This window comes from Cyclobacterium xiamenense (assembly GCF_900109255.1).
Lineage (GTDB): Bacteria > Bacteroidota > Bacteroidia > Cytophagales > Cyclobacteriaceae > Cyclobacterium > Cyclobacterium xiamenense.
The window spans coordinates 456,875-482,569 of record NZ_FNZH01000004.1; the positions used below are offsets into that span (position 1 = coordinate 456,875).

Genomic DNA, 25,695 nt, shown 5'->3' on the forward strand with positions numbered 1-25,695 from the left:
GCTCAGCCCACGCGTAAGTATCCGTCCTGGCCGATGCCTGAGCTTGTCGAAGGCGGAGGCGGAGGCAGAGGCGGCCACGGGGGACGTGTTCGTAAGCGTGGACTTCGGAAGGCTCAGCCCACGGGGATGTGTTCGTAAGCGTGGACTTCGACAGGCTCAGCCCACGCGTAAGTCAATTTGAGGCATTCGGATTTCAGTATACGCTTTGGCACCCGCGGCAGTCTGTAGCTTGTACGTAGGCGTTTGTAAATCGGAAGACTTTTTCCAGACGCGGTGGATTGACGGGTATATTTCGCCCCTGCAGGGCTTGGGATGCTGGGATCGAGACGATCTATCACAGGGCTACACCCTGGGCTTTGGTGTTTGGCGCCTTCAGCGCTGGAAATGGTCATCGCCTTGTATGGTTACAAAAATCGGAACCATCTAAGGGCATAGAAGGGGGGGTACGAACGAAATGGCATAACCGATCTGCCAGACGGATTTCAAAAATTGTGAACGGTATTGGAGCGAGTTCGGGATCTCTTATATGCCTTAAATGGTTCAAAATAGCGACACAACAAGAAGTGTCGAATCCTATAAGAGCATATTTTGTGCACCTTTCTTTCACGCACCTTCCGCTAAGACCAGTACACCCAAAAGGTCATCAGCTTTGAGGTCTTCCAGACTGCGAAGGTTTATTTTGTGCACTTTTTTTTCATACACATTCGGGATTCGCTCAATAAACGCCAAAGGTCCGGGTATACCCTTTTTACTAGCACAGGGCTCCACCCTGTGCTGTGGTGTTCCACGCTTTCAGCGCTTGGTGTTATTCGAGCACCAGGCTTTCGTCTGTGATTGGGTTTAGGCCGATAAACCCCAAGGGCCTCTCTTCGTTCCAGCCCTCCTTCGCTCCCGTACTTCCTTGCGCCTGTCTGGGAAGCGCGCGGATACGGACTAATTGCCAGCCACGTAAAAAGGATCGATGGAGAATAAGTTGGGGTTATCCGGGTCGATCTCTACCTGTACCGCGTGCATGTCCCGATCGCCAAATACCTGTACGGCCGTAAAATTCGTCATCGTGCGGCCACTGCTGTCCCGAAGCGGCTGGTCCACCATAAATCGGTGCCGGTCCCCGTAGAGCAGCAAGACCGGCTTCCCAAAATCCAGTACTTCCTTGCGGAGGATGGTTACAAAGCTCGCATGCCCGTTGCGCTCGTCCCGGGTTTGGTAATTCAGACCAGCGTGCAGTACCAACACCAGACCCTTACTTTGCGCTTCCCTTGCCTGCGCAAATAGTTGCTCCAGCCAAAAGTTATTGGCCAGTTCCCGCTCGTAAAATTCATCGTTTAGCGCACCTGAATCCAATTTAAAATTATTATTGGAGCCAATTACATGCAAGGTACCAAAGGTCACTCCTCCCTGTTGCCAGCGGGCATTTTCGGGAAATTTCTCAAACCCCTCCCAGCTGTTTTGCCGCTGCAGCGGCATGGGCTGTTTGCCCTGACTTTGCTCCCCGGCAAAAAAAAGCTGCCGGAGTTTGTCCAGGCGTTCCTCCGGCTCGTAACCACCGCAGGCCTCCCGGTGGCAATCCGTCCATTCGTTGTCTCCCGGCGTGTAAATCAGCGGCTGCTCAAATGCATCGAAATAGTTTTTGATGGTTTCGAAATAGGCATCCGAACAGGGCGTACCGCCGGATTTGATATCACCCACGTGCAGGGAAAAATCCGGTGCCGCCGCATTGATGGCCCCAATCATCCGTTCAAACCGCACGAAATCTTCGGGAAGGTGGTAGGGAACGTCTCCCATCGCCATAAATCGCACTATTTTTTGCTCCTGAGGCGCGCAGGCAGCAAGGAGGCAACCAATAAGGAGCAGGGCCAGGGCCCCCTGTCGATACCGGGTTGTCTGCGAAAAACCGGCTACACCTCTCGGGAACTGTTGGCCCGTGGGGGCGGGTCCGCTAGCCGAATTCGAACGCCGGCTTCGGGAAATCCGGTTGGGAAAAGCAGCCGAAAATGGCCGGTAGGTTTGGGCCTCCTCCGGGAGGCGCGCAGGTGGTTTTTGTTTGCACATCTCTTTGGCAGTTATCGGGATCGCAGGTATTGCTGCAACTCTCCGGAAAGCAACCCGACATCCGGTTAGCTATTGGAAATTACGGAGGCTGTTTCAACAGGTACGAATGTAAATCGAAGGAATCGATTTTGCTAAATAAAATGCACATTCTGTCAATTGTCGACCTAACCCATAGGGAAAGCAGGAAAAAAAATTCATTGTTTCCAAAAGCGGATCTGCTGGCTAAAAATTATTCTAACAACAGTTAATTTATTATAAAATACGAAATAGAGTGTTTGAAAAATTTCCCCCATCAAATCTGTTTGGGATTATCGCTGGAAGGGGCTGGCAGGTCCCGGTATAATTGGTTCGAAAATTTTGAAATAAATGCCTGCCCGACTACTTTTGGGCGTTTGAAAAGCCGTGACTTGCAGATCGTTCTTCACCCTGCAGGATACCGGCAACCCAATCGGTAAAAATCCCCGAGTAAACGCAACAAGTTGGCTTCGTCCGAGGAATGGATTGTTCAGGAGCCCGCTTTTTGCCCCCGGCTCCGGATTGGCGAATAAATTCGGTCTTTTTCGGGACTCACCGGGCGAAGCTGTGTTTCGTCCTTAACCCTGGTTATGTTTAGCCCCAGCCTGATTACCTTGTATATAGTAGCGGGATTGGTACTGGTACTTTACCGGGACCTGCTGCGACCGTCCTTTGCATTTTTGGGGGCAGTTTTTTTATTGTTGCTTCTGCAGATCATTCAGCCGGAGGAATTTTTGATGGGTCTGGCCAACAAACAGATCGTGGTCATATTCCTCCTGATCGGACTCACGGCAGGCATACAGCAGAATATCGGCACGGGGTTCTTTTTCCGGATTTTCAGTCAGAAACTCCGGCCGGGGATATTCCGGGCGCGCATGATGTTGCTCGTGGGAAGTTTGTCGGCGGTACTGAACAACACCCCCGTCGTGGCATTTATGATTCCGTATGTAAAGGAATGGACCAAGACCAATCAGGTTCCTGCTTCGAAATTCCTGATTCCGCTCTCCTTTTCCACGATCCTGGGCGGAATGATCACCGTGGTGGGTACTTCCACGAACCTGGTATTGAATGGACTGATTAGTCAGTACGGGCTGCCGCTGCTGGGTTTCGAGGATTTTTTGTACCTGGGATTGCTGGTAGCGTTCTCGGGAATACTTTACCTCAGCATTGCTTCCAACCGCTTGCTTCCGGATCGAGAGGAAAACAAAAGCGAAATCATCGACCACCTGAACGAGTACCTGGTAGAAACCCATCTTCCCCTGGGTTCAAAAATGCACGGCAAAACGGTTAAAGAGGCGGGCCTACGCAAGTTGCGGGAAATCTTTCTGGCCGAGATCAAGCGGGGCAATCAGGAGATTTCTCCCGTTGGCCCCAACGAGCTGCTGCAGGAGGGAGACAAGCTTTTTTTTACTGGCAATACGGATGCCATTCTGCAGCTGATTCAGGAAGAAAACGGTTTGAGCCTTCCGGAGGAGGGGCACGTGTCCAACTACGGATTTTTTCAACTTACCGAAGCCGTGGTGCCTGCCAGTTCCTCGCTGATCGGAGAAAAGATCAAGGACAGTGATTTTCGGAATCGGTACCAGGCCTCGATTATCTCCATACACCGGAACGGAACGCAACTAAAAGGAAATATCGGGGAAACCAAAGTGCAGGCCGGGGACCTGTTCCTGATGCTGACCGGCAAGGATCATAACCGCAACGATTACCTCAAAGACCTGATTATCATTACCCTTCGCGGGGAAATCAACGCCGAAAATGGACGGTTTCGGCGGTTGCCTTCCCTACTTGCATTGGGTTTATTGTTGACCGGAATTATCGGCTGGGTGGATCTTTTTATGGCAGCTTTTGCCGGAATTCTTACCCTGTATCTATTTAAAGTGTTAAATTTGCAGACTTTACGGAAAGCCGTGGACCTGGATTTGCTGTTAATACTGGTGTGTTCCCTTTCCCTGGGAGTGGCTCTAAACAATTCCGGCGCGGCCACCATGCTGGCATCGGGATTGCTCTTTCTGACCCAGGGGGCGGCACCGGTTTGGGCATTGGCCTTGCTTTTTGTGGTGACTCTGGTTTTGACCAGCCTGATTACCAATGCGGCGGCCGTGTCCATCATGTTCCCCATTGCCATGGAGCTGGGGCAGCAATTGGGGCAGCCCTTAACGCCTTTCTTTGTGGCCATCGCTTTTGCGGCTTCCGGAGATTTTATGACGCCGATTGGGTATCAAACCAATTTGATGGTCATGGGGCCGGGAAATTACAAGTTCAGGGATTATTTTGCCATTGGGTTTCCCCTGACCCTGATCTACGGTACCGTGGTGATGGTATTTATTCAATGGTATTATTTGTAACCGATTCAAAAGCGCTTCCAACAAGCGAAAGTCCATGCAGGAAAACATTCATCCGTCGAAATTTAAGATTACCCAGGAGCTCCGCCAACAGGCGTTGGGGCAAAATCCGGCGCTGATCTGGTTCACCGGATTGTCCGGTTCTGGCAAGTCCACCCTGGCCAATGCGACCGAGCAGGCACTGCACGGACAGGGGTACCACACCTACCTGCTGGATGGTGACAATGTACGTACCGGTCTAAACCGGGACCTGAACTTCAGCAAGGAAGACCGGGTGGAAAATATCCGCAGGATCGCCGAGGTGGCCCACTTGATGATGGACGCCGGGTTGATCGTGCTTTCGGCCTTTATTTCTCCCTTTCGCTCCGATCGGGAAATGATCCGTGAACTGGTCGGATCCGGCCGGTTTTTGGAAATCCACGTGGATTGCCCCCTTAAAATCTGCGAGGAACGGGACGTGAAAGGATTGTATCAAAAAGCCCGCAAAGGGCTGATCAAGGATTTTACAGGCATTGATTCGCCCTATGAAACACCGGAATCCCCCTTTAGAGTCATTAAAACCGCCGAAGTCCCCCTGGATTTGGCGGTACACCAACTGGTAGAAGCATTAGATAAAAAACTCAAACGTTGATTATGGCACATTACTATTTATCCCACCTGGAAGAACTGGAAGCGGAGGCAATTTTTGTAATCCGGGAGGTGGTCTCCCAATTTGAAAAACCGGCCCTTTTGTTTTCTGGCGGTAAGGACAGCATCGTGCTGGCGCATCTTTCCCGAAAAGCGTTTTATCCTTCCAGAATCCCTTTTCCCCTGATCCATATCGATACCGGGCACAATTTTCCCGAAACCATTGCATTTCGGGATGAACTGGTAGAAAAATTGGGGGTACAGCTGATCGTAGGATCCGTGCAAAAAAGTATCGACGACGGCAAGGTACGGGAAGAAACCGGTGCCAACGCCAGCAGAAATGCCTTGCAAACGGTAACCCTGCTGGATACGCTGGAGGAGTACAAGATCGATGCCGCCATGGGTGGTGCCAGAAGAGACGAGGAAAAAGCCCGGGCGAAGGAACGATTTTTCTCCCACCGGGATGAGTTTGGGCAGTGGGATCCCAAAAATCAACGGCCCGAGCTGTGGAACCTATTCAACGGCAAAAAACACATGGGCGAGCACTTTCGAATTTTCCCAATTTCTAACTGGACCGAAATGGACGTCTGGCAGTACATACAGTACCAAAACATCGACCTGCCCTCCCTGTACTTCTCCCACCAACGGGACTGTGTGGTCCGAGACGGGGTGATCCTGGCCCGATCGGAATTTATCCAACTGAAGCCCGAAGAGGAAATACGTACCATGACCGTTCGCTACCGTACCTGCGGCGACATGCCCATTACGGGAGCGGTGGAATCCGGGGCCGATACCCTGGAAAAAATCATCGCGGAAGTCGCCACCACCCGAACCACCGAACGCGGTACCCGGGCCGATGATAAGCGGGGGGAAACGGCCATGGAAGACCGCAAGAAAAGCGGCTACTTTTAACGTTTCGTCGAGCCAGGGAAGAAGCGCCCCCTTCGCAGAAAAGGATTTAGGCGTTCAAAAAAAGGAGCGGTTCGAAAACCTTTTTCCCGATTTGGAGAAAATGGCCTACTGACACCAGACCTTGCTTCATTCGGGCAGGAGTCGCCGAAAGGCCGCAGAAGTACTTAAAATCCTTCCGCGCATACAAACAAACGGAAATACAAACAGCGGATGTCTCAGCTACCTGTAGAAAGTGATACCAACCAGATACGTACAACCACGAACATCGCATCGGTTCCGATGCGGATCGCGGAACTAACTCAACGCGCATGAACATACAAGAAACCAATCAACTCTTACGATTTACCACTGCCGGATCGGTGGACGATGGGAAAAGTACCCTGATCGGAAGGCTTTTATTTGATTCCAAGTCCATTTTTGAAGACCAGATTGCGGCCGTTAAAACTTCCAGTGAGAAGAAAGGCTTTGACTACGTGGATCTTTCCCTACTCACCGATGGGCTGAAATCGGAGCGGGAGCAGGGCATCACCATTGACGTGGCCTACCGGTATTTTGCCACGCCCAAGCGGAAATTCATCATCGCCGATACACCGGGACACATACAGTATACGCGCAACATGGTCACCGGTGCTTCTACCGCCAACCTGGCCATTATCCTGATCGACGCCAGAAAAGGCCTGCTCGAGCAGACGTATCGCCATTCCTTTATCGCATCCTTGTTGAAGATTCCCCATGTCATCGTTTGCGTAAACAAAATGGATTTGGTGGATTACGATGAAACCGTGTTTGAAACCATTATCAAGGATTACAAGGCCTTTGCGAGCAAAATGGAAATCAAGGACGTGCACTTCGTACCCATCTCCGCATTAAAGGGAGACAATGTGGTGGATCGTTCCAAAAACATGGACTGGTACGAAGGGCCTACCCTGCTTTACCTGCTGGAAAACGTACACATCGCTTCCGACCTGAATCACATCGACTGCCGTTTCCCGGTACAGATGGTCATTCGACCCCATACACACGAGCACCGGGACTTTCGTGGATATGCCGGACGGATTGAAGGCGGAATCTTTAAACCCGGTGACGAAGTGAAGGTATTGCCATCCGGATTTACCTCCAAAATAAAAACCATCGAACTGAATGGACAACCCATCGCCGAGGCCTTTTCGCCCATGTCCGTCACCATGACGTTGGAGGACGAATTGGACATCAGCCGGGGCGACATGCTGGTGCGGCCCAATAACGTACCCACCGTCGGGCAGGACCTGGATGTGATGATATGCTGGATGAGCCAGCAAAAGCTGGCAGGGAGGAGCAAATTGCTGCTGCGACATACCACCAAAGAGTGCCAGGTGATGGTGAAACAGATCCTTTACCGGGTAAACGTTAACACCCTGCACCGGGAAGAAGGGGTAGGCGAAATTGGAATGAACGACATTGCCAGAATCAGTATTCGTACGGCCCAACCCTTGTTTTTTGACCCTTACCGCCGCAACCGACAAACCGGCTCCATCATCCTGATCGATCCCAATACCAACGAAACCGTCGCTGCTGGAATGGTGATTTAAGACGAAGGGTACGCGCCGGGCTTATGCGAGCGTAGCCGGCACCTGAAAACAGTGCCCATTCATCAAAAATTTTTGAACAGAAACAGATGATCGACCTTACAAAATTAACGCAACTTGCCGTCGAAGCTTCGAGGGAGGCAGGAGCGGAAATCCTGAAGATATACCATTCGGCGGATTTTGGGGTGGAAATGAAAAGCGACGATTCTCCCCTGACACGCGCCGATAAGGCTGCTCACGAGGTAATCATGCAACACCTCAAGGAAACCCCCTATCCGGTTCTTTCGGAGGAAGGTAGGGATATTCCCTATACCGAGCGAAAAAACTGGACCTATTTTTGGATGGTGGACCCCTTGGATGGCACCAAAGAGTTTATCAAGAAAAACGGGGAGTTTACCGTCAATATCGCCTTAATTCATCGGGATACGCCTGTATTGGGCGTGGTCTATGCGCCCGTGTTGGATTGGATGTACTGGGGCAATGCCCAGGAAGGTTCCTGGAAGCAGGAGGGGCAGGCTGAGGCGCGGTCTTTGCAAGCACCGGCGGACCAAACGGTGCGCTCCATCGTGGCCAGCCGCTCTCACCTGAGTCCGGAAACCCAGGAGGTAATCGACCGGTATCCCGACGCCGAAGTGATCAGCATGGGCTCTTCCCTGAAATTTATGCTTCTGGCCGAAGGAAAAGCCCAACTCTATCCTCGCTTTGCTCCGACCATGGAATGGGACACGGCGGCGGCGCACGGCGTATTGCTGCCGCTTGGCTATACCGTCAAAAAAACGGACGAAGAGAGCCCCCTTTTGTACAACAAAGAAAACCTGCTCAATCCCTGGTTTATCTGCTCCAGCTAAGTAGACCTGCACACTGGTCTTAATGCTGGCTGATCGGAATTTTTTGTAGGGAGGCAATGCCTGCCTACTGTAAGAGGAGAAAGAAATAGGTAGAATACCCAAAAAAACCGTTGAGGCCTGTGGTGGATTCAACGGTTTTTTTATTTCCCAAAGGGGACGCTGCTTACCCCAGAGGCTGCGCAGCTACGTTTGCTGCCCGTATCCGTCCGGCTAAAAGATTTCCCGGAAGATCAATTTCCCGGCATTGTGTAATTAAGAATCAGGTTGGTATGAAACAGGTTGACTTTGTTATATACCCAGGCAGGTCGAAGGTCTTCCTGATCCAATGCTACCTTGCTCATCAAAATTAAATGCAGGTTGAGCCCTTTTATCCAGGTTTTTGGGGCATACCGCAGCCCCAGGTTTGCCTGCCCGTAGGAAGGCACAGCGTATTTGTTTCGTTTTGCATCCGCCGGGTCGGGTAGGAAATACAGGCCCAGGTAGCTGTATAGTTGCAGGGATTTTTCCGGAAAAGCCTGTTGAAAATAGGTACTAACGGCATCTACCTGTTCCATTCCTTCGTTTCGTTCCCGCGGAATAAACGTGTAAAACGGATCTTTTCCCCATTCCCTGGGGCTCAAATACCGCCCATTACCCTGCATTTTGGTGTAGTTGAGATGCCACTGTGTTTTTTTGGATTGGAGTCCGATCCTTCCGCTTAGTATCCAATTGGCATCCTCCGGATTTTTGTAACGGAGGGCTATTTCCTCGTTTCCTCCCTCCCCAATGCCGTGCTGCACGGTGGCTTGCAGTCCCGTGATTCCCTGCACCTGTGGAAGGGGCAATTCCCAGCTTTGGTCCCACTGTGCCAGGTAGGTACTGTAAATGTTTTGCACCAGGGTATGGTTTAGTAGCAGGGAGGATCCCGGTTGTAGCTGTAGGTCCAGCTCCAGCACCTGGGCAAGGTCCGCCTGCGTATTGCCAAAATAAGCAGAGGGCTGCCCAAATTCGTCCCGGGCCACGGGGTACATACCGATGCTTTCGCCCAAACCAAACCAGTGTCCGGTGGACCGGGGAGAAATGCCCCAAATTAGCTGATGCCTTACCGCCAATTTCGGATGCGCCTGCAACTCCCAGCGAAAACCTTCCACAAAGGTGGGGCTTAAGCGCCCATCCTGTGCGTTGATAAAGGGGGTGTTGATCTCCATTCGGCCCAATCGGGCCTGAAATCGGGCATGCCGGTAATCCAGGTACAAATTACCGATTTTCCCAAAAACAGCCCGTTCCAGGTGATTTACGTCAAATAAACCCACCTCGTATCGGTTTAGATTGGGGACGCGGGGATCCAGTTGGGTCAGATCGGAACTGGCCAGCCGAAAAAATCCCAGGTAATCGGCCTTTAGCTGAAAGCCCAGAGGAAGGCGGCTCCCCAGGGATACCCGTGCCATCTGCCCCCAGGCGTAATCGTCCTTAAAATCCTCCCAATAGGAAGTACTCATAAAATAGGACCGCAGACTGACGCCCAGCTCCGGTTTCCAGCGCGTGGAATCTTCCTGACCGAAGCCGGGTAGCCACCACAGCAGCGCTACCAGCGAAAAACAGATTTTCTTCATTTGGTTTCATTTTTTGCCGCCAAAATGGGTTGAAAGGGGCCGTACTTGTGCTGTTCTTCGGAAAAAGGGTCTGAATACGGACCAAACGGATGGTCCATTGGTTTTTTGGAGATATCCGGCCAATCTCCGGAAAGGTCCTTGGTGGGGCGTTCCATGGAATTCACGTAAGCGGCCAGGTCCCAGGCCTCTTCGTCGCTGAGCAAGGGGCGTTTGTAGGTGGCACCCAGCGGCATATTGGCTTTTACGTACCCGGCAAAGCGAGACAATCGAAACAAGCCGGCGCCCTGATTGTAGCTGGCAGGTCCCCAGAGGGGTGGGTACAGGTAGGCCGTTCCCGATGGTGTTTTCATGCCCAGGCCATCTGCTCCGTGGCAACTCACACATTGGCGGTCGTACACGGTTTTTCCCTTCACCGGATCAGCGGCCCGGTCCAGCAGGGGGACCTCGTAGATACCTACTCCGGGAAGCTTCTGGCCTTTAGGTACGTCTTGTCCCAACCATTCCATATAAGCCACCATGGCCTGCATTTCTTTGCTATCCGTTTCCAATCCGCGCCCGTTTAGACTCCGTTCAAAACAATCATTGATCCGCTTGGGGATGTCTTCGGAGCGTCCCGAGCGGTTTCGCACCTTGGGATAGGTGGCCGCTACCGCGCCAAAATTATTTCCCAACGGAGCCGTGCCCGCCTCCAAATGGCAGTTTTGGCAATTCATGCCGTTGGAAATGCGCAGCACCTTCCCCTCCGGTCCCAGGTACTCGGCCGTATGCGCCACCAACTCCCTGCCGTATTCGATTTGGGATGCATTGGGGGCTTCGGCCACCCTGCTCCAGTCAGGTGCCTGCCAAATTCCTTCCGCTGAAATCAAGGAAGGATCCGGTGCCGCAGGGGCTGTTGGTTGGCTGAGTTGCATGGATGCAGTGCCTGGAGTGCCGGATTGGGTCCACTGACTGAGGACCAGACCGGCAACAAACAAGGTGAGCAAGAATACGACTAGCAACAAGCCGAAAAGTCCCCGGATCAAGGGCAATATGGTTTGGGATGATTTTTTCACACTACAGTAAATTTTATCTGTACAAAGCTACCCCTATCGGTACCGGAAAAAAGTGATTTGTATCACATAATAGGTACAGCGATACCAAAGAAATGCGTATCTTTCCCAGAAAATAAACCCCGTAAACACACCAAAAATGGCTGCCGGGTACCTGGTCGTGGCTGCTAATTTCTGGAACTGGTGCAACGGGAATAGGCCTTCCGATAGGCGGTATGGCAACAACCCAATTGACCAACAAAAAAAAGCCCCGATGAAGATTTCTGCAAAAACGTATTGGATTACCCTGCTGGCCCTGGGAATTACCTTGTATGCCAAGGCCCAACGGCTGGTCAGCGGAACCTACACCGAAGACGATCTATCCGAATTACTGATTCCCCTTTCCGAATGGCAGCCCTTCCCCAGGCTGGACGACCGGTCTGCCTGGGAACAGGCCGATCGCGCCCTTTTGAAACAATACCTGGACTATGCCGAAGAAAACCTGGATTACCAGTGGCCCTATATACCTGCCACCAAATCCTTGCTGATCGATCGGACGGGAGACCGGGACGAGTACCAGGCCGTTACCTTCGAAAAGCGGCGAATCCTTGGTAGCATGATTTTGGCAGAGATTGCCGAAAACAAAGGCCGTTTTATCGATCCCATCGTCAATGGCATCTGGTCCATCTGTGAGGAGTCCTTTTGGGGAGTACCCGCCCACCTGCCAAAGACCGAGGAGTACTCGGGATTGATGGACGTGTCCAAACCCTTTGTGGATTTATTTGCTGCCGAAACCGCCACCTACCTGGCTTGGGCGGATTATTTTCTTGGGGAGAAGTTTGATGAAATTTCGCCGCAAATTCGCAAGCGCATCCGCTACGAAACCAATAGACGGATATTTGAACCGCTGATGAATCAGCACCATGCCTGGATGCGTGCCAACGAAAATGGTCGTCCGCCCAACAATTGGAACCCCTGGATTTGCTCCAACTGGATCAATGCCGCACTCCTCCTCGAGGAAGACGAAAATCAGCGGGCAAAACTGATCTTTAAAGCCATGCAGGTAGTGGATGAGTTTCTCGGTCCCTACCCGGCAGATGGAGGCTGTGACGAGGGGCCCAGCTACTGGGGAGCGGCTGCAGCCTCCCTTTTTGACACGATTTCCCTGCTGGACCTGGCCACGGAAGGGGCGTTTCAGTACGTATATGCCGACGAAAAGGTGAAAAACATGGGGAAGTTCATTTACCGCGCTCAGATTAGCCCCGACTATTTCCTCAATTTTGCCGATGCCGATCCCCAGCCCAGCATGGCTGCCTCCATGATTTACCGCTACGGTAAGGCCATAAACGACCCGGACATGATGCGGTTTGGAGCCTATTACCGGGAGAAAGAAGCGGCCTCATTGCCGCGGTTTCATTATTTTAGGAAGTTCTTCGAGCTTTTCATGCAGGAGGAGTTTCTCCAGGCCGAAACAGGGCTTCCGCTTCCAAAAGATGTTTGGCTTCCGGATACTCAGGTAATGGCGGCCAGGGACCAGGAGGGCAGTACAGAGGGGTTCTTTTTTGCCGCCAAGGGAGGCCATAACGACGAGAGCCACAACCACAACGATATCGGAAATTACGTAGTCTACTACGACGGCCTCCCGCTCTTGATCGATGTAGGAAGGGGTACTTACACGCGGAAAACGTTTAGCGGTGAGCGTTATACCATTTGGTACAACCGCTCCGATTACCACAATTTACCCACCGTCAACGGCCTGACGCAGTTGCCCGGAAGCTTGTACCGCGCTAAGGAGCTGGACTACCGGACCGGAAACAATCACAGTACCCTTAGCATGGACCTGGCTGGTGCCTATCCGGAGGATGCAGGTATCCAATCCTGGCAACGTACGCTGCGTTTGGATCGGGGTAAGAAGGTTCGCGTCAGCGATCGCTACGAGTTAGGGGAAGGGTCCACGATTACCCAGCACCTGATGACCGTGTTTCCGGCTCAGGTCGTTCGCCCGGGAGAGGTGCGCATTCCGTTTCAGAACGCGGCCGGTGAAACGCAACCTTTTTTGCTTGCCTACGATCCGGACAAAATGGAGGTGACCGTGGAAAAAATCGCCCTCACCGAGCCGGAAGATAGAGGGGTGGGGCAGAAATGGGGCGACCGGATTTACCGCATTAATTTTGTCCATACTACGCCTGGTGAACGCGGGGAATCCAGTTTTGAGCTCTACCGGGAATAGTCCGGTGGCGGTACCTACGAAGGAATTTTTCCAATGAAAAAACGAATGCCACTTTGGAAATTGATTGGGGCGTCCATTCGGGGAGAGGAGCAGGACTATACCCGTATTCCGATCAAAACAGGGATTGTACTTCTGGCGGTTCCGATGATCCTGGAAATGATCATGGAATCCCTCTTTGCCGTGGTGGATATTTTTTTTGTGGGCCGGCTAGGCGAAGATGCCGTCGCTACCGTGGGCCTGACCGAGGCCGTGCTCACCATCATTTATTCCCTGGGCGTGGGCATCAGCATGGCAGGTACGGCCATGGTGGCCCGCCGCTTTGGTGAAAAAAACTACCAACGGGCGGGAACCGTTGCCTTCCAATTGCTGCTGGTTGGCCTGTTAGCCTCGCTGGCTTTGGGCCTGGGAGGTTTTCTGTATTCCCGGGAAATCCTGGGCCTAATGGGAGCGGAAACTGGTGTATTGGAACAGGGTACCTCCTATACGGAGATCATTTTTGCCGGCAATACGGCCATCATGCTGCTGTTTTTAATCAACGGGATCTTCCGGGGTGCGGGTGCTCCCCACCTGGCCATGCGGGCACTTTGGATTTCCAATGGCCTGAATATTTTCCTGGACCCGCTGTTGATTTTTGGTTTAGGCTCCTTCGAGGGGCTGGGACTGGTCGGAGCCGCCTGGGCTACCACCATCGGCAGAAGCGTGGGCGTGCTGTATCAGGTTTACCACCTGGTCAACGGCAAGCACCGCCTGGTAATCGGTCGGCAAAACCTGAAGGTTCGCTGGCTTACCCTGAAAAAAATTATTCGCATATCCATCGGCGGTATGGGGCAGTTTCTGGTGGACTCGGCCGCATGGATTGTGCTCACCCGTATTGCCGCAGAATTTGGGAGCGCTTCCGTGGCGGGCTATACCATTGCCTTTCGCATTTTGCTATTTAGCCTGATGCCGGCATGGGGCCTTTCGGCTGCCGCAGCCACATTGGTGGGGCAAAATCTCGGAGCCGGGAAGGCGTTTCGGGCGGAACTTTCCACTTACCTGACGGCCCGGTACAATTTCATTTTTCTGGCCTCCGTCACCCTTATTTACCTACTTTTTGCCGATAGCCTGGCGGGCATATTTGTACAGGGGGAAGAAGTGCGAACAATCGCAGCCACCGGGCTGAAAGTAACCGTTTTGGGCTATATCTTTTATGCGGTGGGTATGGTGATGGTGCAGGCGTTTAATGGGGCCGGTGACACCCGCACACCCGCTTACATCAACGTGGGGGTGTTTTGGTTGCTGGAAATACCCATGGCCTATGTCCTGGCGGTCACTTTCGACCTGGGAACGTTGGGGATTTTTAGTACGATCGCCTTTTGCCATTCCCTGCATGCCCTGATTGCTCTCTGGTTTTTTCGAAAGGGGCGGTGGAAATTTGCAAAGGCCTGAGGGCCGTACCCTGCCCGATTTGAGAAAATGGTCAAGAAAAAAAGGATTAATCCAGTATTTTCCTTGAAATTGAACCCGAGGATGCCTTAACTTGGCGCCAAAATTTGCATCAATCGAATGAATCGATACCCCCAACAGATCACAGCCGGCGAGGCAGCGGCACTCGTCAACAATGGACAGACGCTTTGTATTGGTGGAGGCGGGGCGGGACATGCCATTCCCGACGCGTTGCTGAAGGCCATTGGGGAGCGGTATGCCCGGGAGCAAAGCCCCGCTGGACTGACTATATTGCATCCCTGCGGGTTGGGGGACTCGGACCAACTCGGACTCAACCACCTGGCACAGCCGGGGTTGGCTCGGCGGGTTATTGGGGGATTTTTTGGAAATGCCCCCAAAATGGTGGCCTTGACCCAAGCCAATCAGATCGAAGCCTACAATTTTCCGCAGGGGGTGCTCAGTCACCTGATGCGAGCCACTGCCGGTGGAGAAAAGGGCCTGCTCACCAAAACCGGTCTGCATACCTTTGTGGATCCCCAACTGGAGGGTGGGAAGGTTAACGAAAAGGCTGTGGAAGACCTGGTCAGCCGGGTGGATATCCTTGGAGAGCCCCATCTTTTTTTCAAAACCCATCCGGTGGACGTGGCCTTGATTCGTGGAACCAGCCTGGACAAGCACGGCAACCTGTCCATGGAAGGGGAGGTGGCCAGTTTTGCCATGCTCTCGGAAGCCCAGGCGGCCAGGGTCAACGGGGGCATTGTAATTGCACAGGTGCAGGCCCTCCGGCCTGATCGATGTACCCCCGCCATCCAGGTAAAGGTGCCGGGAGCCCTGATCGATTACGTGGTCGTGGAACCGGAGCAGCCCATGACCTACCTTACCCCCTACGATGCCTCGCTTATTTCCAAAGAGGGGGCCATTGCATCGGAAGAGCAGCTGCAGCTTTCCGGCATCAAGCGCATCATCAGCAGAAGGGCAGCCCTGGAGTTGTTTCCCGGGGCCTTCGTGAACTTGGGCTACGGCATGTCCGACGGCGTTCCCATTGTGGCCAGGCAGGCCGGTGTATTTGGGCAGTTGACCTTTTTGATTGAGCAGGGCCCGCTGGGAGGCATTCCCACCACGGGTTTAAATTTTGGTGCCATGCATCAGCCGGATGCCATCCTCGACGATGGCTACCAATTTGACTTTTTTCATGGAGGAGGACTGGACCTGGCTTTTTTGGGATTTGCCCAGGTGGATCAGTACGGAAACGTGAATTCCAGCAAATTTGGGGGCAAGCTTACCGGTTGTGGTGGCTTTATCGACATCTCTCAGCACAGCAAGAAAGTGGTTTTTTGCGGCGGTTTTGCCGCCCGGTCGGTGGTGGAAACCGGAGAACAGGGAATTCGTATCACGGATCCTGGCTCATTCAAAAAGTTTGTTTCCCGGGTGGAACAGGTGACCTTTAGTGGCAGCTATGCCCTGGAGAAAGGCCAGGAAATCCTGTACCTGACCGAAAGGGCACTCTTTACCCTGACGGCCGGAGGCCTGGAACTGATAGAAATCGCCCCGGGGGCCGACCTGCAGACGGATATACTCGATGCGATGGATTTTCGTCCCCGCATTTCCAGTCAATTAAAAACCATGGATGCCGCGGTTTTTGCTGCGGCAAAACCCTACTTAGCCAATTTTAACCAATGAGTGAGGCCTATATCGAACACTACACCGAGGGAACAACCCTGTTTATCGTACTCAATCGTCCCGAAAAGTACAACTGTTTTGGTATGTTGGAACTGGAAGCCGTGGAGCAGCTACTGATGGACGCAGAAACGGATTCGGAAATCCGGGCCGTGGCGTTTCAGGGCAAAGGGGAGAAGGCTTTTTCCACGGGAGCCAACCTTGGAGAATTTAAGGCATTGGACGATCAAGGCATTGCAGACTGGATCCGGAAAGGACACGTGGTGTTCAATTACCTGGCTTGTTTTCCCAAGCCAACGGTGGCCTTGTTGCAAGGCTATGTGTTGGGCGGGGGATTGGAATTGGCCCTGGCCTGTGACTTTCGGCTTGCCCGGGAGACGGTGGTGATGGGCTGTCCCGAACTGCGACACGGTTGGTTGCCGGGCTGGGGTGGCATGCACCGGCTGCAGCGATGTATCGGCGATGCTGCGGCCCGCGAGTTGGTTTTTTTGTCAGAAAACCTGGATGCAGCTGCTGCCTTGCGGCTAGGCCTGGTACATCGGGTATTCGGAAAGGTGGAATGGGAACCTGAATGCAGCGCATGGCTGGAAAAACTCGCGCTGGCTGACCCGGAAGCAGTTAAAATGGCCAAGGCGGCATTTTCCAAAGACAGCCAAACGGATGCTACTGCCATCAGCGAAGACGTCCAACGTACCCTCCGCCTCCGCACGAAATAAGGAATGCCTCTACTAGGTGTAGCATCTTTCTTTACCCAATTATTTCGGTAAAGAATTCGCCGAGGGATTTGCAATCCCGGTTCGTTAGGAAAATGCCAAAAACCATTTGAAGGACACCTCCGTGTGTCTGGCATTCTCCGCGTGTAGGATTCTTTTACGCGCACGTATGTCAGTAAAGAACGCGCAAAGGCATTTGCGATGCCGGTTCGGTAAGAAAGTCCCTAAGGGTTTTGCATTCCTATCTTGAACCCATACGGAAGGAGAAAAAACAAAAACTACCGGACATTCAGCAGACCGGTAGCCAGGTTAGGTAAATAGGATTTGATAAGTAGCGCTATTGCTATGTTCGCCAGCTTATATAACGTAAAGATACAGACAACGGATGAAAACAGGGGTAGTCATTTGTGTCTATAAAGGGTACAAAATGTTGCATTGGCAAAAAAAATGCCGACTTTCGGGTAGAAAGTTGGATTTTTAGTGCGGGTCGATTACCCACTTAAGCGACTACCTTTTCAAATTGGGAAAAGAAAGAAAAAAGTATATGGACTACTAAGTTTTTTTCAAAATAGATTCTATTCGTGTCTAGGTAAGCAGGAGAGATAAACGCTATTGTGCCTTTCAGGAACCGGGAAGAATTTTCATTTAGGGTACCTGTAAAAAACTTACTGGTTGCTAACCGGCTGTTTGTCTAGTTGCTGCTTGTACCGTTAAATTTCAGACATTCTTGAATTCCCGAACCCAAACCAACGGTGGGGATTAATTTGTGAAAAAATACGCATACGGCCTTACGGTATGGACGGCCTTAGTAGACCGTGGTGAGGACCACCAGGTGGTCGGTTTCCGAAAGCATCTGCTTTCTTTTTTTGTCTGGATTGAGACGCAGGTGGTTTTTTTTGTGCTTCCGTGGATCGAGTGCCAAACCAAGGGCGGTTTCTCCGTGAGAAGCAGCCAGCGTTTCGATTTCGTGAAAGGCGATTTCCCCCGGGGAGATTCCATAGGCCTTTGGCTCTCTAAAAATAATCTCCGCGCCGCCAACTGTGAATAGTTCGGTATAGATGCTGTTGAGCTCCCGCTGCAGGGCAATTCCCGCCAGCAGGTGACTCAACACCATGGGGCTGATGATAACTTCCGCTTGGAAGCGCCGGATCAGGGATTCGTTGCTGGGGTCGGCCAACTCCAGCAAAACGGAGGGTCTTTTGGGTGCTTTTTCGAGCAACTCTTCCAGCAGCACATAGCCCACCATGGTGCGGGCGTCGGCTTCTTCCTCTTCTTCCATTCGGTCGCTGCTCACCATGACGATGTGGTCAAAACTTCCAGCTTCGGTCTTTTGGATCTCGGATTCCCGGATGTAATCCGCCACCACGTGCTCCAAGGATACACGTTTTGGATGCTCGTTGAGAAATTGCAATTCCTTTTCCCGCTCCTGCAAGGGCCGCAGAGCCACCAGGCGGACGAAATAGCTTTCCTCTTCGTAGGAACAGAGTTCTTTAATCAGGGAAGGTACGTGTTCGTTCCATCCCAGGACCAGTACCCGGATGGTTTCAGCGGGATCTTCTACCGGTAGCGGGGTCCGCATCAGGGACTGGGTTGCTTTTTTTGATAGCAGATTCGATTTCCAGACCAAATCGGCAGAACTTTTGGCCAGAATTACCAGACGTTCGTCCGTTGCTAAAAGATGGTTGTCCGGTAGATTCAAATTAGGCACTGCCTGGCCTTCCGGATAATGTACCACGCCCAGGATCACGGCCCGGGTAAATGCTCGTTTCAGACTTCCAATGCTATAGCCGACTAGCTCCGGAAACTGTTGACAAAACAGGTTGTTGTTGACAATTTGAGACAATAGCTCGTTATAAACCTCCGAGAGGCCCGGGTGACGGATGTTTTGGGCCATGAGTCTGCTGAGGATCGTGTTGCTACCCACCACTTCGAGTGGGCCCGTGTACGAGCGGTAGGCCGCCTTAACTTTGAATTCATCCTGAATTTCCGCCACCACATAGGGCAGTTTGTGTCCCGGGTGCATGCTGGCTTCCGCATTTAGGGACAGGAGACATTTGATGGTTTCGATATCCGGATTGATCAGCTCCCGTCGTCCGTATGCCAGGCTGGGTACGATGATGGCGGAAGCATTGAGACTGTCCACCCGCCGGAGGTGCTCCCGGTCGATGGCCAATCCCGTTCGCAGCACGATTTCGCTGGCACGGTTCCCGATCATGGGATGGTCCTTCAGTTCCTGCATTTGAAAGGGCCCGACCTCTTCCGATAGAATGATTAGCTGCAACTTGTTGGCCCCAAAGCGCAGTAGAAACCGTTTGATTCGGCCCACCGATTGAAAGATCTCGGCAGCAATGTGTATGGTTCGGTTCGACCAGCCTAGTATCAGCAGGTGGTTATTTGCCGTAACTGGGGTCAGCCCTTGTTCCAGGTGCCGGATTTTTCGGTTCATCCAGGTGGTGATAATGGCCACCAGGGATCCCAAAAACACCACGTAGCCGGCCACGGTGATCAGCGTGGAAATCAACCTGCGCCAGCTTCCCTGGTCGTCGCCCAGGTAGCCCGGATCGGAAAGTCGCAAAAAGGCCCACCACACCGATTCGCCAAACCGGGAAGTAGGTGGACCGGAGGGCATGACCAATAGCCCGCCGAGGATGGAAATGATCCCGATCAGAGCGGCCACCAGCAACAACTGGTAATGTGCGCCCTTTACCAGTTGTCGTTCGAGGGTAAATAAAATTTTTTGCCGAATACGGAGTTTTGTAAAGCGCATACAGGAATAGAAGAAGGTGGCGGTTGTCTCCCTTCCAATATAGGCAATTCCTCCGACTAACTAATGGATGAGGCCGGTCATTTTTCAGCATCGCTTGATTTACCAATCCCTTTCGGAGGGCATTGGGAAATACGAAAGGAAACGGGCGATACATACCGAAATACGGATGCAAGACACGAATCGCTTTGGTAAAGCATGTCTGCATTCTCTTGAAAGATAGTTGCCGCCCCGAAGAATTGCATAGTTTTTAGTTGGCGAGATACCCGTCAGGGGGCGGAGCCGTTTTCCTCCGGGAAATGCTGCCGGGAGTTTCCGGATTATGTGTCCCCTTCCTCTCCCGCGTCGAGTAGGCGAAAATCCTTCACCCGTCGGCCTTGCAGGTGTTTCTGCCAGCGGTCGAGCAGGGGTTGCTCCAGGCTAAATTCCCGGTATTCATCCGGATTCATGATGGGAATACCTTTTACGATCGGGTAGATGCGTTTGCATTGGTCGCAATGCAGCCAGCCTTCGTCAATTTTTCCATCGAGATCTTCGGTGATTCGGGTCAGTTCCAGGTCCGACCGGTCAAAGGGACAACATAGTTTGTCAATCGTTTCACGTTTCATTTTTCTGATTCGTTTGGAGTAGGTCTGTGAATTGATGCATGGCCGCTTCCGGGTCGGGCTGTCCCAAAATACCGGAAATCAGCGCCAGGCCCCGGTAGGGGATGCCCGCCAATTGGTCCAGGTTATCGGTTCGAATTCCCCCGGCCAGAAAAAAGGGCAAGTGGCTTTCCGCCGCCGCTGCGCGTAGCGTGTCCTGGCTGACCAGTTCGCAGGCCCCTGCACTGGGCGAGGGAAATACGGAACAGAAGGAAATGTAATCGAATCTGTTTTTCTCTGCCCAGCGCATGGCGGAGAGATCGTTGGTGCAGGTCAGCCCCAGCAGGGTGTTTTTGGGTAGTTGCCGGGTAATTTCCGCAAATTTTTCGGGGATTTGGTCAAAATGCACCCCGTCCAGGTCGGTCGTTGCCACCCATTCCCAGGCATTATTGATCAATACAGGGAAGGGGTAGGGCGCGGCCAGCGAACACAGGTTTTGTATAAAGCGCTGCTTCTGTCGCGTATCGGAAAAATTGTCCCAGATTTGCAAGGCGACAAGGGGATACCGGAACACCCGTTCCAAGGCCTGAAACAGGTCGGCTTCGGGTTTTGAACCAGGGTCTACCACCAGGTAGATTTCTTTTTCAGCGGATAGGTTGAGTGGTTTCATTTTTTTCCCAGGTTGTACGCGTTAAGGTATGCGGCCCAGTACGGATCGGTCTGCTGGTAGACCAGCGGTTCCTTTCGGTCCCCCTGTTGCAGGTAGGTGCCGTCCTCGGCCGAGGTGAGTTTGCCCACCTGGGTGCAGGGGATCCCAGCGCTTTCCAGCCGGCTCTGAACCGCCGCTGCACCCGATTCTTTGCAGGCAATGATCATGGAACCGGCGCCAATGCTTTGCAAGGGATCCAGCTCAAAAAGCCCGCATACAGCTGCCTGCACCGGCCCGACCGGGAGTTGCTCTTTGTGGAGCAGTACCCCGCAACCGGCTGCTTTGGTCAATTCGTAAATGGCTCCCAACAAGCCGCCTTCCGTAACGTCGTGCATGGCCGTGACGGAGGCATCGCCTTCTTCCCCCACCGCCAGCAAGGCATCTTGCAGGGAAGAGGTGTCGTAAAAGGAGGCGCAGGCTTGCTGGTAGATTTCTTTTCCCAATTTGTTTTGGGTGGTTTCCGGGAAGCTCATCGCCAGAATCGCTGCGGAGGAGATGGCCGCCGATTTGCTGACCAGCAGTACATCGCCGGCCCGGGCTTTGGTTGCGGTGAGCGCCCGGTCCTCCGGAAGAATGCTGATAAAGGTACCTCCCCCAGCGATGGTGGAATGCTGCCCTTCGATAAACCCCGTGTGGCCGCCGGTGATGGCCAGTCCGATTTTCCGGCAAAAGGAATGGATGTATTCCCAGTACCGGTTAAAATCTTCTCTGGAAAAACTCGCCGGGAGGTTCAGCACAAACTGCCCGTACTGGGGAGCAAAGCCGGTGGTTGCCATGTCATTGGCCATCAGGTGTACCGATAGCCAGGCAGATTCTTCCAATCCCAGTCCGGGGATCAGGGATAGGGGATCGCTGGTCAGGGCCATAACCTGTCTTCCCGGCAGGGCTATCAGGGAGACATCCCGTCCAAACCCCGGCTTTACCAGTATTTCGGGCCGATCTTTTCCGCAGCGGGAGGCGATAAAGGTCTCCAGAAATGCTTCGTCTATTTTTCCAATGGGTTTACTCATTTAGCCTTTATCCAGTAGTTTGACATACAATCCAAAAAAATCTCCGAAGGGCAACCGCCATTGTTGTACAGGAAACCATTTTGGCAGGCCGGTGCAGGACCATTCGATCGTGTAATTCCGTCCCTTGAGTGCCTCTTCAATGATTTGGATCAATTGATCCGGGGTGTAGAAGGTGGCGGTGACATAAAAGGGATTTTTCCCAAACAGTTGTTGCACCCGTCTTCGCAGCACCTTGGGTGAATTGCGGTTCATCATGCCCATGGCGATCCCGTATCGGGCTACCCGTGCGGCTTCTCGGATTACCCGAACCGGATCCTTGTAGTATTCAAAGGTGGTGATGAACGCCAGGGCATCGAAGGTATGGTCCTTGAAGGGCATGTGGTGGGAATCCGCCATGACCAGATCGCCGTCAAAAAGGTGAATGGCCTGGGATAACATCAGCGGAGAAATATCCCCGCCAGAGGCTTCGATCCCGATCTCCTTCCACCAGCGCGTAAAACGCGTGGTACCACAGCCAAATTCCAGTAAGGTTTGGATGCGGGTGTCTTCGGAGACCAGTTGCTCCATGACTTTTTTCTGCCAGACCTCTGCCCGTTTGTACCGGCCTTCGTACCAAAGTTCGTAGGTATCCGTGTGCTGCCGGTTAAAGAACCATTCCGGTCGGTTCTGCCAGTTTTGTTGGTGTTGCGGTAGCAGGCCTGTTGTGCCTGAAGGGTTGATTTCCATGTCGTTCATTTGCCTGTAAATAAAAATTCCATTCGATTGAAAAGGCCAATGGAATGGAGCGACAACTAATAGACTGGAAATTGGCTGGCTTGCATCCCTACGTTGGCATTATCCAAATCAGGTTTCGGGTCTGTTCTCAGCCTGACGTTTGTCAAGCACCCCGTGCATGTATTTGGTGCAAGTATAGGCAATTTTTTCCGATCATCCAATCGGCTGCTTGTGGTTGGTAAACCTTTTCCAGAAGGTTCAGGCATTGGCAAAGATTTTTTGTTATATTTAGAACTTCCGATCTGTATGCAATACACTGAAACAAACCCCCTTAACCAATGAGTGCTGTATCGAACTTTCTAACCTGGAAAAAAGGAAATACCCTGGTTTCCTGGGTGCTATTTCGCCTGTTGATTCAGGTGCTGTTTAATCGAGAGAACGTGCCCCGGCACATCGAATTGTTGGACGACACCCTTACCGATCACTGCTCCCGGCAGAAACGCAGCCGTTGGGTAAACACGATTAATTTTCTGGTTGGGCCCCGTCTTGTTCGGAGACTGATAGAAAATCGGTTGAATAAAAACATGGCCAAACACGAGCGGGTCTTCCTATCGCTGGACAAGGAACTCAAGCAGGAGGATGTTTTTTCCAAAGACAAAAACCTGCGCCAAAAGTGGGGGAATTGGTACGGCAACCATTTTTCGGAACCCCTGCAGTTTTTTGTTCCGGGCAACGGCGCCTACGAAGATTTTTCGCCGGAGGCCGAATCCTGCAGCAGCTACGATTACCAGGGGTTAGCCGAGGTGGTGGATTTGGTAAAGGAAGCAGAAACAAACGGAAAGAAAATACGGGCGGTTGGATCGGGACACGCGCTAACCGAAGTGGCCCAATGCGAGGATTACCTGGTCTGCACCCAGCACTTGAACCAGACCCAGCGACCGGCCCGTGATTGCATCAAGGCGGCCTACGTGGATGGATTTGAGGTGGAGGTGAACTATTGCAACGAGAAGCGGACCGAAACGCATTATCTCTTTGAGACCGGGGGAGGCACCAAAATCCGGCACTTGATTCAGGCACTGACCTACCACGGCTATGCCCTCATCAATCAGGGAGGCTCGAGTATTCAGTCGATCTCCGGGGCCATTGCTACGTCTACGCACGGGTCTGGCATAAGCATTGGTCCGGTACCTGCCTTTGTGCGTTCCATGACGCTGGTGGGCAAGGGTGGCAAAGTGTATCGGGTAGAACCTACCGATGGCATTACGGATCCGGATTGTTTTGAAAAGGATGAAATGGTGCAAAAACACGGGATTACCCTGATTCAGGACGATGAAAAGTTCAATGCCGTTATGGTAGGGATAGGGTCTGTGGGTATTGTTTTTTCCCTGATCCTGGAAGCGCAGCCGGAGTACCGCTTGCAGGAAGAGCGGATCATGCGGGACTGGGAGGAGGTAAAGGCCGAAATGCAACAGGGAGACCTCTATGCCTACATCAATGCCCACCGACATTTTGAAGTGCTGATCAATCCCTACCGCGATTTGGAAGCCGCTACAGAAGCGGAGCAACAACGTAAATGCCTGGTAACGACCCGCAACTACAGCGAGCAAGTACACGAAAAGCACCATGCAGGCAGGGAGCGGAATTACATTTCTACCTTTATCTCTGGGATTGCCATTTCGGGCAAGCTTTCGCCCTGGGTGTTTAACAAAAACCACCTGTCCATCCCCCGGATGACGAATAATTCCATCAAACGGCTGGTAGACCACAAAGGCGATGCGGGCGGAGGGTTCGAGGACCTGGCCCGAAATGTATTGGACCAAGGACTGGGGGAATTGAAATTCTACGGATACGCCATCGAATTTGGATTTCCCATTGACCGGGTTTTTGAAGCCGTGGACCGGATCATTGCGGTTTGCGAGGAATCCCAACGCTACGATCAACTCCTGGCGGCCCCCTTTTCCCTGCGGTTTGTGAAGCAGTGTCCGGCGCATTTGTCCATGATGCAGCAAGGAGATATGTGCATGATTGAGCTGGTGAGTGTCAAGGGTGTGACTGGCAGCCTGCCTTTGTTTATGCGCCTGGAGCGGGAGTTGCTGGCCATAGGCGCCGTGCCACATTGGGGCCTCTCCGTGGAGCCTTGGTACCGGGAAATGGTAGAAAAAGCATTCCCCCGGTTTACGGATTGGGAAAAGGAGCAGGAGTTTTTTGGCGGAGATACCTTCCGCAATGCGTTTTTGGATCGAATTCTTCAATCATAAAGGTATTCACGGATCCGAAAGACGGTTAGCTAGCACAGGCCTTCGCCCTCTGCTGAGGTATTTCGCGCTTTCAGCGCCCGGATTCGTATCCAACCTTTGCCGTCTTCGGGACCTCGAAGGTTTATTTGTTGGAATCCTATACGGGTATATACGTACCTAATTCAAGCTGCTTCAATTTTCTTTTATGCCTTCTGTGGTTCAAATAAAAGGTTGGAACCATATAAGGACATAGAAGTACCTATAAGTTGGTTTTTGACGGGGGATGGTTCTTTTTTGATTGACGTTGGTATTTCGCGCCTTCAGCGCATGGGATACTGCGATCCGTATTGTTATCCAAGGCTACACCCTGTGGTGCGGTATTTTGCGCTTTCAGCGCCAGGAATTCAAGATCCTTCAATGGCTTAAAAAAAATAATTGGAACCTTATACGGACATAAAAGTACATAGAAGGGGTACTAACAAAATAGCATAAGCTACCAGACAGACGGCGCTAAAAAATTTTAGAAGGAATAGAAGCACTCTCGACATCTCTTATATGCCTTCTATGGTTCAAAAAAATGATTAAACGGTATAAATGGTTCGTCAACGATCGGGGTTCATGTATCGGTCGGTTCTTGGTCGTTATACA

The 25,695-nt window shown here is 52.3% G+C and carries 18 protein-coding genes and 1 riboswitch; of the genes, 10 read left to right on the forward strand and 8 right to left on the reverse strand.

Annotated elements, in window-relative coordinates; translation table 11 throughout:
• Positions 1–933 precede the first annotated feature (933 nt).
• Entirely contained in the window at positions 934–2,052 is a 1,119-nt protein-coding gene (locus BMW71_RS15460) for a metallophosphoesterase (RefSeq protein WP_244891190.1), read from the reverse strand.
• 605 nt (positions 2,053–2,657) lie between these two features.
• On the opposite strand from BMW71_RS15460, the gene BMW71_RS15470 reads away from it, so the two are divergent.
• The 5 genes from BMW71_RS15470 (at position 2,658) to cysQ (ending at position 8,364) form a co-directional block, all read left to right on the forward strand.
• Positions 2,658–4,415, forward strand: a complete 1,758-nt coding sequence (locus BMW71_RS15470) for an SLC13 family permease (RefSeq protein WP_092175854.1) — start codon at positions 2,658–2,660, stop codon at positions 4,413–4,415.
• A 34-nt stretch (positions 4,416–4,449) separates the two neighbouring features.
• A complete protein-coding gene (cysC, locus tag BMW71_RS15475; protein WP_092175856.1) occupies positions 4,450–5,043 on the forward strand; it encodes an adenylyl-sulfate kinase in 594 nt (197 codons plus the stop codon).
• 2 nt (positions 5,044–5,045) lie between these two features.
• On the forward strand, positions 5,046–5,951 hold the full coding sequence (gene cysD / locus BMW71_RS15480; RefSeq protein ID WP_092175859.1) for a sulfate adenylyltransferase subunit CysD: 906 nt from the start codon (positions 5,046–5,048) through the stop codon (positions 5,949–5,951).
• A gap of 308 nt (positions 5,952–6,259) precedes the next feature.
• Entirely contained in the window at positions 6,260–7,519 is a 1,260-nt protein-coding gene (cysN, locus tag BMW71_RS15485; RefSeq protein WP_092175862.1) for a sulfate adenylyltransferase subunit CysN, read from the forward strand.
• 86 nt (positions 7,520–7,605) lie between these two features.
• Entirely contained in the window at positions 7,606–8,364 is a 759-nt protein-coding gene (gene cysQ / locus BMW71_RS15490) for a 3'(2'),5'-bisphosphate nucleotidase CysQ (protein WP_174238250.1), read from the forward strand.
• Positions 8,365–8,594: 230 nt separating this feature from the next.
• Here cysQ and BMW71_RS15495 read toward each other — a convergent pair whose 3' ends face one another.
• Together BMW71_RS15495 and BMW71_RS15500 are read right to left on the reverse strand one after the other, a co-directional pair.
• The gene (locus BMW71_RS15495; protein WP_092175864.1) at positions 8,595–9,956 is read right to left on the reverse strand and encodes a hypothetical protein; all 1,362 of its coding nucleotides are present in this window, start codon (positions 9,954–9,956) and stop codon (positions 8,595–8,597) included.
• Positions 9,953–11,008, reverse strand: coding sequence for a c-type cytochrome (locus tag BMW71_RS15500; protein WP_218145592.1), 1,056 nt, complete (start codon positions 11,006–11,008; stop codon positions 9,953–9,955). Before BMW71_RS15500 ends, BMW71_RS15495 begins: the two co-directional genes overlap by 4 nt.
• Positions 11,009–11,258: 250 nt before the next feature.
• On the opposite strand from BMW71_RS15500, the gene BMW71_RS15505 reads away from it, so the two are divergent.
• The 4 genes from BMW71_RS15505 to BMW71_RS15520 all read left to right on the forward strand — a co-directional run bounded on the left by BMW71_RS15505 (position 11,259) and on the right by BMW71_RS15520 (position 17,032).
• Positions 11,259–13,214, forward strand: coding sequence for a heparinase II/III domain-containing protein (locus BMW71_RS15505; protein ID WP_092176140.1), 1,956 nt, complete (start codon positions 11,259–11,261; stop codon positions 13,212–13,214).
• 45 nt (positions 13,215–13,259) lie between these two features.
• Positions 13,260–14,642: an MATE family efflux transporter gene (locus tag BMW71_RS15510; RefSeq protein WP_244891191.1), complete on the forward strand. Its 1,383-nt coding sequence runs from the start codon at positions 13,260–13,262 to the stop codon at positions 14,640–14,642.
• Between the two features lie 117 nt (positions 14,643–14,759).
• Entirely contained in the window at positions 14,760–16,319 is a 1,560-nt protein-coding gene (locus tag BMW71_RS15515) for an acyl CoA:acetate/3-ketoacid CoA transferase (RefSeq protein WP_092175870.1), read from the forward strand.
• Complete coding sequence (locus BMW71_RS15520) at positions 16,316–17,032, forward strand: enoyl-CoA hydratase/isomerase family protein (protein WP_092175873.1); 717 nt, start codon at positions 16,316–16,318, stop codon at positions 17,030–17,032. The genes BMW71_RS15515 and BMW71_RS15520 overlap by 4 nt, the downstream gene beginning before the upstream one ends.
• Positions 17,033–17,834: 802 nt before the next feature.
• On the opposite strand, the gene BMW71_RS15525 is transcribed toward BMW71_RS15520, so the two are convergent.
• From BMW71_RS15525 to BMW71_RS15545, 5 genes are all read right to left on the reverse strand, one after another.
• Positions 17,835–19,796, reverse strand: a complete 1,962-nt coding sequence (locus tag BMW71_RS15525) for a CASTOR/POLLUX-related putative ion channel (protein WP_092175875.1) — start codon at positions 19,794–19,796, stop codon at positions 17,835–17,837.
• Between the two features lie 317 nt (positions 19,797–20,113).
• Positions 20,114–20,401, reverse strand: a complete 288-nt coding sequence (locus BMW71_RS15530) for a Trm112 family protein (RefSeq protein WP_092175878.1) — start codon at positions 20,399–20,401, stop codon at positions 20,114–20,116.
• Positions 20,391–21,047, reverse strand: coding sequence for a thiamine phosphate synthase (locus tag BMW71_RS15535; RefSeq protein WP_092175881.1), 657 nt, complete (start codon positions 21,045–21,047; stop codon positions 20,391–20,393). Before BMW71_RS15535 ends, BMW71_RS15530 begins: the two co-directional genes overlap by 11 nt.
• Positions 21,044–22,096: an AIR synthase-related protein gene (locus BMW71_RS15540; RefSeq protein WP_092175884.1), complete on the reverse strand. Its 1,053-nt coding sequence runs from the start codon at positions 22,094–22,096 to the stop codon at positions 21,044–21,046. The genes BMW71_RS15535 and BMW71_RS15540 overlap by 4 nt, the downstream gene beginning before the upstream one ends.
• Positions 22,097–22,822, reverse strand: a complete 726-nt coding sequence (locus BMW71_RS15545; protein WP_394333700.1) for a class I SAM-dependent methyltransferase — start codon at positions 22,820–22,822, stop codon at positions 22,097–22,099.
• 77 nt (positions 22,823–22,899) lie between these two features.
• Positions 22,900–22,995: riboswitch (TPP riboswitch) on the reverse strand.
• Between the two features lie 153 nt (positions 22,996–23,148).
• Here BMW71_RS15545 and BMW71_RS15550 point away from each other — a divergent pair.
• The gene (locus tag BMW71_RS15550) at positions 23,149–25,068 is read left to right on the forward strand and encodes an FAD-binding protein (protein WP_092175889.1); all 1,920 of its coding nucleotides are present in this window, start codon (positions 23,149–23,151) and stop codon (positions 25,066–25,068) included.
• The last annotated feature ends 627 nt before the right edge of the window (positions 25,069–25,695 follow it).

Excerpts from the sequence above, each read along its gene's own strand:
- BMW71_RS15470 (WP_092175854.1), top strand. The coding sequence starts at position 2,658 with ATGTTTAGCCCCAGCCTGATTACCTTGTATATAGTAGCGGGATTGGTA.
- cysQ (WP_174238250.1), top strand. The coding sequence starts at position 7,606 with ATGATCGACCTTACAAAATTAACGCAACTTGCCGTCGAAGCTTCGAGG.
- BMW71_RS15460 (WP_244891190.1), bottom strand. The coding sequence starts at position 2,052 with ATGTGCAAACAAAAACCACCTGCGCGCCTCCCGGAGGAGGCCCAAACC.
- BMW71_RS15495 (WP_092175864.1), bottom strand. The coding sequence starts at position 9,956 with ATGAAGAAAATCTGTTTTTCGCTGGTAGCGCTGCTGTGGTGGCTACCC.
- BMW71_RS15525 (WP_092175875.1), bottom strand. The coding sequence starts at position 19,796 with ATGCGCTTTACAAAACTCCGTATTCGGCAAAAAATTTTATTTACCCTC.
- cysC (WP_092175856.1), top strand. The coding sequence starts at position 4,450 with ATGCAGGAAAACATTCATCCGTCGAAATTTAAGATTACCCAGGAGCTC.
- BMW71_RS15520 (WP_092175873.1), top strand. The coding sequence starts at position 16,316 with ATGAGTGAGGCCTATATCGAACACTACACCGAGGGAACAACCCTGTTT.
- BMW71_RS15535 (WP_092175881.1), bottom strand. The coding sequence starts at position 21,047 with ATGAAACCACTCAACCTATCCGCTGAAAAAGAAATCTACCTGGTGGTA.
- BMW71_RS15505 (WP_092176140.1), top strand. The coding sequence starts at position 11,259 with ATGAAGATTTCTGCAAAAACGTATTGGATTACCCTGCTGGCCCTGGGA.
- cysN (WP_092175862.1), top strand. The coding sequence starts at position 6,260 with ATGAACATACAAGAAACCAATCAACTCTTACGATTTACCACTGCCGGA.
- BMW71_RS15540 (WP_092175884.1), bottom strand. The coding sequence starts at position 22,096 with ATGAGTAAACCCATTGGAAAAATAGACGAAGCATTTCTGGAGACCTTT.
- BMW71_RS15530 (WP_092175878.1), bottom strand. The coding sequence starts at position 20,401 with ATGAAACGTGAAACGATTGACAAACTATGTTGTCCCTTTGACCGGTCG.
- BMW71_RS15510 (WP_244891191.1), top strand. The coding sequence starts at position 13,260 with ATGCCACTTTGGAAATTGATTGGGGCGTCCATTCGGGGAGAGGAGCAG.
- BMW71_RS15550 (WP_092175889.1), top strand. The coding sequence starts at position 23,149 with ATGAGTGCTGTATCGAACTTTCTAACCTGGAAAAAAGGAAATACCCTG.
- BMW71_RS15515 (WP_092175870.1), top strand. The coding sequence starts at position 14,760 with ATGAATCGATACCCCCAACAGATCACAGCCGGCGAGGCAGCGGCACTC.
- BMW71_RS15545 (WP_394333700.1), bottom strand. The coding sequence starts at position 22,822 with ATGGAAATCAACCCTTCAGGCACAACAGGCCTGCTACCGCAACACCAA.
- cysD (WP_092175859.1), top strand. The coding sequence starts at position 5,046 with ATGGCACATTACTATTTATCCCACCTGGAAGAACTGGAAGCGGAGGCA.